9 protein-coding genes, 1 tRNA gene and 1 pseudogene are annotated in these 10343 nt (G+C 59.0%); 9 read left to right on the top strand and 2 right to left on the bottom strand.

Features of this window, described 5'->3' with window-relative positions:
* A partial coding sequence (locus BJP08_RS11750; protein ID WP_218160219.1) for a hypothetical protein occupies window positions 1-350 on the top strand: 350 nt, incomplete at its 5' end.
* Window positions 351-548: 198 nt separating this feature from the next.
* Here the strand turns inward: BJP08_RS11750 and BJP08_RS11815 are convergent.
* Window positions 549-707: pseudogene (locus BJP08_RS11815) on the bottom strand (IS256 family transposase); the annotation flags it as partial.
* 268 nt (window positions 708-975) lie between these two features.
* Between BJP08_RS11815 and BJP08_RS01215 the strand changes: the two are divergent.
* The 4 genes from BJP08_RS01215 to BJP08_RS01200 all read left to right on the top strand — a co-directional run bounded on the left by BJP08_RS01215 (window position 976) and on the right by BJP08_RS01200 (window position 5541).
* Entirely contained in the window at window positions 976-1476 is a 501-nt protein-coding gene (locus tag BJP08_RS01215) for an excalibur calcium-binding domain-containing protein (protein WP_071567890.1), read from the top strand.
* A 129-nt stretch (window positions 1477-1605) separates the two neighbouring features.
* Window positions 1606-2637 (top strand): LacI family DNA-binding transcriptional regulator, encoded by a 1032-nt coding sequence (locus tag BJP08_RS01210; protein WP_071567889.1) that lies wholly within the window; start codon window positions 1606-1608, stop codon window positions 2635-2637.
* A 179-nt stretch (window positions 2638-2816) separates the two neighbouring features.
* Window positions 2817-4085, top strand: coding sequence for an MFS transporter (locus BJP08_RS01205; RefSeq protein ID WP_071567886.1), 1269 nt, complete (start codon window positions 2817-2819; stop codon window positions 4083-4085).
* Window positions 4086-4113: 28 nt separating this feature from the next.
* Window positions 4114-5541 carry a glycoside hydrolase family 32 protein gene (locus BJP08_RS01200; protein ID WP_071567884.1) on the top strand — a complete coding sequence of 476 codons (1428 nt, stop codon included), beginning with the start codon at window positions 4114-4116 and terminating at the stop codon, window positions 5539-5541.
* A gap of 90 nt (window positions 5542-5631) precedes the next feature.
* On the opposite strand, the gene BJP08_RS01195 is transcribed toward BJP08_RS01200, so the two are convergent.
* Window positions 5632-7005, bottom strand: coding sequence for an NAD-dependent succinate-semialdehyde dehydrogenase (locus BJP08_RS01195; protein WP_071567883.1), 1374 nt, complete (start codon window positions 7003-7005; stop codon window positions 5632-5634).
* Window positions 7006-7140: 135 nt separating this feature from the next.
* Between BJP08_RS01195 and BJP08_RS01190 the strand changes: the two genes are divergently transcribed.
* The 4 genes from BJP08_RS01190 (at window position 7141) to BJP08_RS01175 (ending at window position 9965) form a co-directional block, all read left to right on the top strand.
* Window positions 7141-7213, top strand: a tRNA-Asn gene (locus BJP08_RS01190).
* Between the two features lie 146 nt (window positions 7214-7359).
* On the top strand, window positions 7360-8082 hold the full coding sequence (locus tag BJP08_RS11810; RefSeq protein WP_255364714.1) for an excalibur calcium-binding domain-containing protein: 723 nt from the start codon (window positions 7360-7362) through the stop codon (window positions 8080-8082).
* 220 nt (window positions 8083-8302) lie between these two features.
* Window positions 8303-9109: a HipA family kinase gene (locus tag BJP08_RS01180; protein WP_071567882.1), complete on the top strand. Its 807-nt coding sequence runs from the start codon at window positions 8303-8305 to the stop codon at window positions 9107-9109.
* 1 nt (window position 9110) lies between these two features.
* Window positions 9111-9965, top strand: a complete 855-nt coding sequence (locus tag BJP08_RS01175; RefSeq protein WP_071567881.1) for a DUF3037 domain-containing protein — start codon at window positions 9111-9113, stop codon at window positions 9963-9965.
* Window positions 9966-10343: the final 378 nt, after the last annotated feature.

Genomic DNA, 10343 nt, shown 5'->3' with positions numbered 1-10343 from the left:
AACAGGACGCCCAGCCCTCTACGACAACGCTATCGACACCGACTACACCCACTCAATCGGCATTCAAAAAGGCCAAATCTAACCCCCGCGACACGCCGAGCCAGACACACATTTTGACCCTTAACCCTTCCATGGGGGCGACCATAGAACATAAAGAAGCTGGCTATCTCACCTATCGGGGTAAGAAGTCCTCCCCTGGAGGACTTATCGCCAGCGTTGCCCTGATCATAACCAATAATGTCCACCGATTCAAGAGTTTTATGAGATGTTTCATCACAAACCGCTTCGCCTTTTCCATCTGCCTGAAATCACTCCCCGAGCTCCAGGCTGTTCGCACACCCCATCGCTGACAGGGATAGCTCGACCTCGTGCGGTGGACCAGAGCTTGGTGAAAACGAAGAACGACTAAAACGAGGTGAAGCCTCCTTTGACTAGCCCAGGAGAAGTCTTGCAGGACTGCGAATTAGCGAAATGACATGTAAAGAATTTTTACAAAAGCCAGTGGGGTTGCCCACAAATCGTGGACCCGTAATGTAACTGCTGGGTCCGAAGTAGGTGCCGTAGATTAAGACCTGATCGTATACGCGATACGGGTCTGTCACGCTGGACACCACGATAAACCGCAACAGTTGAAACCACCTGGTCAAGCTGCGTCTAGTCACCTCGTGTCGTGTGGCGCGGTAGGCTGCGGGTTCCCCGGAGAACATCATCACGGAAAACCGGATAGTTTTATACACATATATTTTCCGTTGAGTCGGCTTAAGCCTAAACCGACGCGCGCCCCGCTCCGGTCGACCGGAACAACCGAGGCATGCGCCCACAAGTTATGCGCCCTCGCTTTCCGCCGGACCAAGAATCTCGAATACCAGCGGATCCGCTTCGCCCTTGGCGCTCGTCAGCAGCGCAAGGCGTACCGAGCACGCCATCGCAGCGCAACAATTCAGGATTTTCCAATGTTTATGACATGTTTTACATATGAGAAAAACAACTATTGCAGCAGCCCTCGCCTGCTCGCTCACGCTCGGTGTCGCAGCACCAGCGCACGCCGCTCCCGAAAGCCCCGCCCCGGCAACCACCACGGCCTCCAAGCCGGAGACCCCTTCTGAGGGGCTTTCCGACGGCGCCATCGCAGCCATCGCAGTCACAAGCATCCTCGCGATTCTGGGCATCGGCGCTGGTGCTACGTTCTGGGCGGTCCAGCAGCGCATCATCCCGAATCCACTGCCAGGCATTATCCCTGGACCTCCAGCGAAGAAGCCTGCCCCTGCTCCAAAACCAGCCCCTGCTCCAAAACCAGCCCCGGCCCCAGCTCCAAAGCAGGCGTCCGCACCTTCGCGCAGCGGCAAGCTGCCTGCCAATGGCCACTACAAGTCGTGCGCAGAAGCTCGCCGCGCGGGTGTCACCCCGATCTACAGCCATGAACCCGGGTACCGTTCGAAGCTCGACCGCGATGGTGATGGCGTCGCCTGCGAGTAGTCCGACCCGCAGCAGACGCAATTCTGTTCACAAAATCCCGAGTCAGCTTCCGACGACACCTTCCACCCCACCGCATCCCACCACGCCCATCCCAACCAAGACCAGACCATCCACGCTATACTTCCTCAAATGTCCAGAAGTTCGCATCGTGTCACGCTCGCGGATATCGCGACGCATCTCGGCGTCTCAACGGCCACTGTGAGCCTCGCACTGAACGGCAAACCTGGTTCGCGCATTCCGGAAGAGACAGTGCGGAAGGTCCGGGAAGCGGCCCGCGAGCTGGGCTACCGCCCAAACACCTTGGCGCGGGCGCTCAAGACTGGACGCACGCACACGATTGGTTTCCTTTCCGACGAGGTCACCACTACGCGTTTCGCCTCCCCGATGATTACGGGGATCGTGGACGAGGCCGAGCGGCTTGGCCACGCGGTCATGATGGCGGAGACTGGCCACCGTTCGGATCGGTTTGCTCCGGCGTTGCGTGCGTTGGAGTCTCGGAACGTGGATGGTGTTGTGGTCGGGTTGATGGCGTCGCGCGAGCTTGATCTGCCGAAAACGAATTTGCCGCTTGTGATTTGTAACGGCCAGTCTGGCGATCTTCCTGCGATTTTGCCGGATGACTTTGCCGCTGGCAGGGATGCGATTGAGTATTTGGTGGCGCGGGGGCACCGCTCGATTGCGTTGATTGGCCGGTTCCCACAATCCGAGACGCCTTCGTTCAGTATCTGCGAGCGTATGCGCGGTATCGACGAGGCCCTGGCGCATCACGGAATCCGGCTCCATGCGGAGGGGCACGCGTCGGTGTGGGAGCCGGCCGTGGGCTATGCGCGGATGTCGGAAATTCTTGACGGCGATCCAGCAACCTACCCCACCGCGGTCCTTGCTGCGAACGATCGTTTGGCGCTGGGTGTGTATCAGGCGATGCAGGACGCGGGTCTCGGGGTGGCGTCGTCAATTTCGGTGTTGTCGTTTGATGATGAGGATTTGGCGGCGTTGGTGCGGCCGGGGTTGACGACGTTCCGGCTACCGTATCAGGAGATGGGTGCGCGAGCGGCGCACATGTTGGTTGAGCTTTTGTCCGGCGACCAGCCCGAAGCCGAGAATCCCACATTGCTCCCCCTGAAAGTGGTTGAGCGTGGGAGCGTTTCCCAAGCTCGCTAAATCGTTTTAGCAACTTCCCCACCTTTCGCATACCCCCGACATACTATGCGCTTAAAGGTTTAAGCAGGGTCGCTGCAAGGACCAAAACGAGAAGCGCAGCACGCGCACCTGCACATATCCCTGCGAAGCCATTGTCGTGCCCGGCTACCCCCGGGCCTCACACGAAAGGACATTCGGCGATGGAGATGCTTCGATCGCAGTTTTCAAACCCCGCGTACCGCTTCGGTTCCGCCACGATTTTCTTGTTCTTCGCAGCGTGGGGAATCTGGTGGTCCTTCTATCAAATCTGGCTCACGTCTGAGGCCGGTGGCCTGCAGCTCAACGGCGCGCAGGTAGGTACCGTGTACGCCATCCAGGGCGCTATCACGATGGCGTTGATGCTGGTGTACGGCGTGCTCCAAGACAAGCTGGACCTGAAACGCCCGCTGACCATCTTCATTGGTGCGAGTGCAACACTCATTGGGCCGTTCACGCAGTTCATTTACCACCCGTTGCTGCGCGACCACTTCGTCGTCGGCGCAATCCTGGGTGGCGTGGTGCTCTCGGCCGGGTTTGTGGCTGGCGCTGGGCTGCTGGAGGCGTTCGTGGAGAGGATGGCAAACCGCACCGGCTTCGAGTACGGCCAGGCCCGCATGTGGGGTTCGTTTGCCTACGCGATCGTCGCACTGCTCGCAGGTATCTTCTTTACGATCAACCCGATGCTGAACTTCTGGATCGGTTCCGCGCTCGGCGCGCTGCTGCTGTGCACGCAGTTGTTCTGGCACCCGAAGGGCACTGCCCAGGAGGCCTCGATTGAGGAGGTCGCAGCGAAGACTCCGCCTGTTTCTGAGATGGTCGGCCTGCTCAAGGACAGCCACGTATGGAAGGTCATCGTGATTGTGTTGCTGTCCTGGACGTTCTACTCCGTGTTTGACCAGCAGATGTTCCCGGACTTCTACACGTCCCTGTTTAGCTCGCCGGAGATCGGCCAGCGCGCGTACGGCACGTTGAACTCGGTACAGGTCTTCCTCGAGGCGATCATGATGGGCCTCATCCCACTGTTGATGCGCAAGGTGGGCGCCCGCAATACGCTGCTGTTGGGCATCGGCGTCATGTTCGTCCGTATTTTCCTCTGCGCAGCGTTTACCGGCCCGGTGTTGATCAGTATCGCGAAGATGCTGCACGCGTTTGAGGTTCCGCTGTGCATCCTGGCTATCTTCAAGTACTTTGCGATCCACTTCAACAAGGCGCTCTCCGCAACCCTGTACTTGGTGGCCTTCCAGCTGTCTTCGCAGCTCGGCAACGTGATCCTGTCCACCCCGCTGGGCTCGCTCCGCGACCAGATTGGTTACCAGCCAACGTTCTTCGTCATCTCAGGCGTGGTCTTCGTAGCAGGTGTGATCGCGGTCTTCGCGCTGAAACGCGACGATGAAGCCGTGGTCAACCCCGAAGAAATCCCAACTCACTAGCCCGCAACGTTTCTAGAAAGGTTTCATCATGCAACCCCTCCGCCACACCAACGACCGCTGGTACCCCTCCTTCCACGTCGCAGCCCCTGGCGGCTGGATCAACGACCCGAATGGTCTCTGTGTTTTCGACGGCCGGTTTCACGCTTTCTTCCAGCATCACCCGTATAGCCCGGCGTGGGGCCCGATGCACTGGGGCCACGCCTCCTCCGCGGACCTGCTCGAGTGGCGCGAGGAGCCTATCGCGCTAGCGCCAGGTGAGCCTGGTTCCGACGATGCCGACGGCATCTGGTCCGGTTCCGCCGTCGTCCACGATGGCACTCTCTTTGCGTTCTATACGGGTAACCGCTGGGTCAACGGCGTCGATGATAAGGACGGTAAGTTCCAGACCCAGATGTTGGCCACCTCTACCGACGGCATCCACTTTGAAAAGCACGGCGCCGTGGTCCCACCCGTCAAGGCGGATGCGCGCGATCCGAAGGTGTTCTCCCACGACGGCCGCTGGTACATGACCATCGGCGCAGAGGTGGACGGGCGCGGTCACGTGCTGCTCTATACTTCCGAGGATCTCTACAACTGGTTCGAGGCCGGCTCCCTCTTTGTCGACCCAGACCCGAACGTCTTCATGGTCGAATGCCCTGATTTCTTCTTCCTCGACGGCAAGTGGGCGCTCGTCTACGGCCCGATGGTGCGCACGCCGATCCGCTCCGGGTACAGCCTGCGCAACGGCCACAACGTCGGCTACGTCGTGGGCTCGTGGGAACCCGGCGCGCAGTTCGTGCCCGAAACCGACTTCCGGCTTCTCGACTGGGGCCACCACTTCTACGCCACCCAGTCCTTCGCCGCCCCCAACAACCGCCGCCTGGCGTTCGGCTGGATGGGCGAGTTCGCTCACCCACTCGCCTCGCGCGAGGACGGTTGGTCCGGTCAACTCAGCCTCCCCCGGGAGCTCTCTCTTAGCGACGCCCTCACGCTCCACTGCGCGCCCGCCCCCGAAATCGCCGGGCTCTTCGGCCCCGCCGAAACGCACGACGCCACCCTCCAAGCAGGCGAAACAACAACCCTTCCCCCGTTTGAGGAGGCATGGCTGCGCGTCACCCCCGACCTGGAGCAGCCCGTCCCGCTGCAGACAAACACCTGCGAGCAAGTGGTCCTCCACCTCATTCGTGACGACGCCCCCTCCGCCCACATCGTGTTCGACACCCTCGCCGAGCGCATCCACCTGGTGCTCGCGCGGGGTAACGGCGCCGGCAGCGGCTACCGCTCCATGCCTTGGACCCCGGGCGACGCCCTGGACATCTACCTCGACCGCGGCTCCATTGAGCTGTTCACCGCGGAAGCCACGGAGACGCTCTCTTCCCTCGACTTCGCAGGTGAGGGACCGCGCACCGTGGAGATCGAGTCCGTGGCGGGCCCTGTCGGTGTCAACGTAGAGGTGCGCCCGCTGAAGCGGGATTAGCCCCGCCGGCAGCAGACGCAATTCTGTTCACAAAATTCCGAGCCAGCTTTCGGTGACTACTCCGACCCCGAAAGCCCCCGAACCACAGCGCTACTTCGCCACGAAGTAGCGCTGCTTGTTCACAAACTCGTCCATCCCGAGCGGACCCATTTCACGGCCGAAGCCGGAGTTCTTCACGCCGCCGAACGGCAGGCCTGCACCGCGGGCCTGCGGGATGTTGACGTGGATCATGCCGGTGACGACCTGGTTGGCAACCTTCTTCGCGCGCTCCTCATCGGTGGAGAACACGGCGCCGCCGAGACCGTAGCGGGAGTTGTTGGCCAGCTCCACGGCTTCCTCATCGGAGGACACCTTGTAGATTTCCACGACGGGCCCGAAGAACTCCTCGTAGTAGGAGTCGGAGCCGACCGGGATGTCGGTGATGACGGCCGGGGTGAAGTAGGCGCCTTCCCCAGTCAGTTCGCCGCCACAGTGCAGGGTGGCGCCGGCGTCGACGGCTGCGGCGACTTGGTCACGCAACGTTTCGGCGGCTTCGCGGGAGGATAGCGGGTAGTAGTGACCGTCTTCCGGCGAGAACGGGTCGCCCTGGCGAAGGGCTGACACGGCGTCGACCATCTTGGAAACGAACTCGTCGTAGATGTCGTCCATGACGATGATGCGTTTGTTGGAGGTGCACGCCTGGCCGACGTTGCTCATGCGCTTTGCCAAGGCGGTGCGCACTTCGCGATCAATGTCGTCAGTATCCAAGATGATGTAGGCGTCGGTACCGCCGAGCTCCAGCAGGGCCTTCTTCAGGTTGGCGCCTGCCGCCTTCGCTACGGCCTTGCCTGCCCCCTCGGAACCGGTGAGCGATACGCCTTGCACTCGTGAGTCTGCGAGCAGGTCTTCGATCTGGTTGTGGCTAATGCGGCGGTAGTTGAACACGCCTTCGGGCACGCCGGCGTCGTCGAAGATCTGCTGGATTGCTTCCGCGGAGCGCGGGCAGATGGACGCGTGCTTCAGGATGATGGTGTTACCCGCCATCAGCGTCGGCGCCGCGAAGCGCGCGACTTGGTAGTACGGGAAGTTCCACGGCATCACGCCGACGATCACGCCGAGCGGTACCTTCCGGATCACAACCTCCCCGCCGTCGTGCGGCAGCGGCTCGTCCGCGCCGAACTCGGCACCGTGGTCTGCGTAGTAGTTGCAGATTTCCACGCATTCGCTGACTTCCCCGTCGCCTTGGTCGATGGCCTTGCCCATCTCCTCGGCGATGATGTTCACGAGGGTGTCGCGGCGCTCGTCGAAAAGCTGGGCAACTTTGCGCAGGTACGCGGCACGTTCCTCGTAGTTGAGGGCACTCCATGTCTTGTACGCAGCGTCGGCGCGCTGGAGGGTGTCCTGCAGCTCCTGGTCGGTGGTCTGCTCAAACGTTGCGACGATCTCATTCGTCGCCGGATTTTGTACTCGATATGTCGTAGCCATGGCCCCACGCTACAGCTTCTTCCCACTTTTCGACGCCCATTCCCCCACCTTTACGCCAGTTCCCAGTCTATGCGGACCGCAGATTTCCCTTGTTCCATGTCATGCGCTAGAGTGTCTTTCGCACCTAGTGCGTATTCCTCCATAGCTCAGTTGGCAGAGCATTCGACTGTTAATCGAAGGGTCACTGGTTCGAGCCCAGTTGGAGGAGCAAAGCGAAAGGCCCGAGGTTTCCGCATCCTCGGGCCTTTCGCTTACCCTGATGGTACCCCCCCCCCCGCGCCTTGAACCGAAAGGTCAACCATGAGTTACGCCACCCAGCCACAAACACAACGGTCTTCTTCTAAAACCAAAACAGTGCTCGCTTGGATCGCGATAGCGCTCGGCGTCATCCGCGTGTTTTCCGGCGGAATTGGTGGCATCCTGCTTGCCGCAGCCTTCATTGTGCCGGGCGCCTGGTGGTTGTGGTGCGAGACCCAAGATAAGAAGCACTACGAGGAGACACAAGAAGCTGTGGCGAACCACGAGCAGCTGCGCAAGCTACTCGATCGCCAGCGCGACTCGTTGGTTCTCAACAGCATGGGCGATGCCCCTCAGTTCACCCCAGTAAACCGCAGGTGGCCTCTTGTCTGGTTGACAACGCTCGTGTTGCTTATCGCTGGTAGCAGCCTCTCCCCCGAACTCGAGGACACCCCTGATACGGAGCCCACTCCGACCAGCGCTGCGCCGACAACTACTTCTACCGTGAGTGAATCCACCTCAGCAGCAACCACTACAACACGCACGTCGACAACCAGCTCCACTCACAGCAGCTCCTCCACAACCAGTTTCACATCCGAAGAGACCACGGCAGGCATCGCCAAATTCGCCGACATCCCAGCCGAAGAACCTGCACAGGCTCCCGTACCCGAGCCTGTAATCGAGCAACCAATGCCAGCTGCGCCTGCCCCAGCACCAGCCCGTGTTTACTACGCCAACTGCTCCGAGGCACGCGCTGCCGGGGCCGCGCCGATCTACGAGGGGCAACCCGGCTACAGCAGGAAGCTCGACCGGGACGGCGACGGAATCGCTTGCGAATAGTGCGCCAGAAGATCCCAACCCCAGGAATCATTAGGTTCCACAGCGTTTTCCAGCTAGTCAGCAGCAGGACCTCGATACGTCTGGCTTGCTATTACTATCGGCGATTTCCCTTTGGAATTGACGAACGCAACCGCTCCGCCCAAGCATTCTGAACCATTAGGATGGAGCCCAATAAGACGACAATTCGATTAAGACCAATTTGCAGTGAGCGGAGTGACTTATGTCGGCCGAAAACATAGTTTCTCTTGAAGCCCATCGACGACAGCGTGAGCGAATCGAACTCGCGATTATCGGGGAGGTCGCTTGGGGAACAGGAACAAAACCGTTCCTTGGCCGTGCCAGTGACGGCAAGATGTATTGGTGTAAACGACTCGAAAGCGATCACGGTAGAGAAGCCGTAGTCAATGAAGTAGCGGCAAGCATCATCGGAGATAGACTCGGTGCGCGAGTTCGCCCATGGAACATTATCTACGTTCCCGAGGGGCTGCGCAACAGTATGGTTGGGGCTGGGCTGCAGCGATATCGGCTCTCCGGAACCCCATTGTTCGGCTCGGAGACATTACATAGCGGGACCCTGCAGCAGGATTTCGAAGTAATTCCTCACGTTACAGATGACTCCAATCCGAACCAGATTCCAAAGCTGATTGCCATGTGGGTACTCTGTAACGCACAAGAAGATCTACAAATACTCGTTGACAGTGCTGATGACTACGCATTGTGGTCAATAGACCATGGGCTCTGGTTCGACTCGGCGCCGTATCCCTGGGGGTTCTCCCCTATTGATTCACCAACCGGAGTACCTCGTATTCCAATGCTGCGGGAGAAAATTCCGACACGGTCTTGGGATAAAGCGATAGACGCTCTTGATAGGCTCGATAAATCACTGTGTGATGTGTTGTGGGATGCTCTACCACCCGAGTGGGGTATCTCCGAAAGCGAAGCGAACGCGCTCATAAATTATGCCTTGTCGCGAAAAGACACTACCCGCGATATATTAAAGCGCTACCGAGACAAGCAAGGAATCTGACATGCGATTCGACTACTGGACCGTTCGGGCAGTCCCCCAGCCGATGGGGATCACCACCATCGGCGTGGGTGTAATCGTGCTCGATCCACACACGGGACAATCGCAGTTCCGGTTCAAGGATGCCCACCGAGCGCTCACTGATTCTGATAATCGAGACGCGATCAAACATGCGCTACAAAATTTTAAGAACGAACTAGAGCAGCTTTCTGCTCCTACAGAACCTCTCTACCTTGGGGATCGCTATTCACTTCGTGGCTACTTAACTTTTGTCAGTAGCCATTGGATGAACATAATCCGAGTCGACCAAGTCAAAAGCATGGATGCAGCAAACATTTCCGAGGCAACCCAGTTGCTTTTTGACACTTTGATTGGCGGCCAAGCGCAAAGCGATGTCAAACCGGGAGTCCGCCAGTTGAAGAGGGAAATCCGCACTGTGTACCGCTCGTTCCCGGAACTCGGAAAAGCCACAGTTCCGGATGCCGATGTCTCCGTTGCCAGGCGCGAGCTCGATCTCAACCTCGCCGTAGTGCGAGAAGACACCGTATTGGAACTGAATCAAGCTTTTAATTTCCAAGTAAACAGTTCTGCTACAACACGGTCCCGCATCGATGCGTGGACGTTGAAGATCGACAAGCTGTGGCAAGAAGGCGGCATGCTCAAGTACAACGACTCCCCAATCGAGATCAGTAAAGACCACCTCTCGATCACTGCGGTTGCCCTAGACCCGACCACGTCTGCCCAGCAAGAGAATTACGAACGGTTCAAAGCCTTTTGCCATGACCTCAACGTGACGCTCATCGCAAGCAACCACATACGAGAGCATGCCGAGAGCCTTAACCGTCGACTCAGTGCCTAACTGGGGACTTTGCGGGATGTAGGGAACTTCAATTGCGAAACCTGGTTACCAATTCGTTCATGGGGTTGGCTTCCATTTCCAAATATATAAGCGAAGGCCGCTTCTCCCCGGCGTACCTTACCCCTCCTGCAAAAGTGTTAAAACGCGGCACAACTCATCGTAAATAGCGCGTTCTTGCAGCGTAAGCGATCCCGAGTCTGCAAGAAATCGTAGCCAATCCGGGGTGAGCTGATGATCTCCCAACTGCTCCTCGAGCCGAGCCACGAGGTCGCGTTTCCGTTCCAGAAGCTCAGCATCATTCGTGCGATGTAGCTCCAGCTGCATCGTTTTATTCTCTCTCCACGCTGCAAATCAGCATACCGTCGCCCAGCTCGCTCC

Origin of the sequence: Corynebacterium sp. NML140438 (assembly GCF_001875725.1) — a bacterium.
In the GTDB taxonomy this organism is placed as follows: domain Bacteria; phylum Actinomycetota; class Actinomycetes; order Mycobacteriales; family Mycobacteriaceae; genus Corynebacterium.
This window is presented reverse-complemented; position numbering and strand designations above follow the sequence as displayed.

Excerpts from the sequence above, each read along its gene's own strand:
- BJP08_RS01215 (WP_071567890.1), top strand. The coding sequence starts at position 976 with ATGAGAAAAACAACTATTGCAGCAGCCCTCGCCTGCTCGCTCACGCTC.
- BJP08_RS01210 (WP_071567889.1), top strand. The coding sequence starts at position 1,606 with ATGTCCAGAAGTTCGCATCGTGTCACGCTCGCGGATATCGCGACGCAT.
- BJP08_RS01205 (WP_071567886.1), top strand. The coding sequence starts at position 2,817 with ATGGAGATGCTTCGATCGCAGTTTTCAAACCCCGCGTACCGCTTCGGT.
- BJP08_RS01200 (WP_071567884.1), top strand. The coding sequence starts at position 4,114 with ATGCAACCCCTCCGCCACACCAACGACCGCTGGTACCCCTCCTTCCAC.
- BJP08_RS01195 (WP_071567883.1), bottom strand. The coding sequence starts at position 7,005 with ATGGCTACGACATATCGAGTACAAAATCCGGCGACGAATGAGATCGTC.
- BJP08_RS01180 (WP_071567882.1), top strand. The coding sequence starts at position 8,303 with ATGTCGGCCGAAAACATAGTTTCTCTTGAAGCCCATCGACGACAGCGT.
- BJP08_RS01175 (WP_071567881.1), top strand. The coding sequence starts at position 9,111 with ATGCGATTCGACTACTGGACCGTTCGGGCAGTCCCCCAGCCGATGGGG.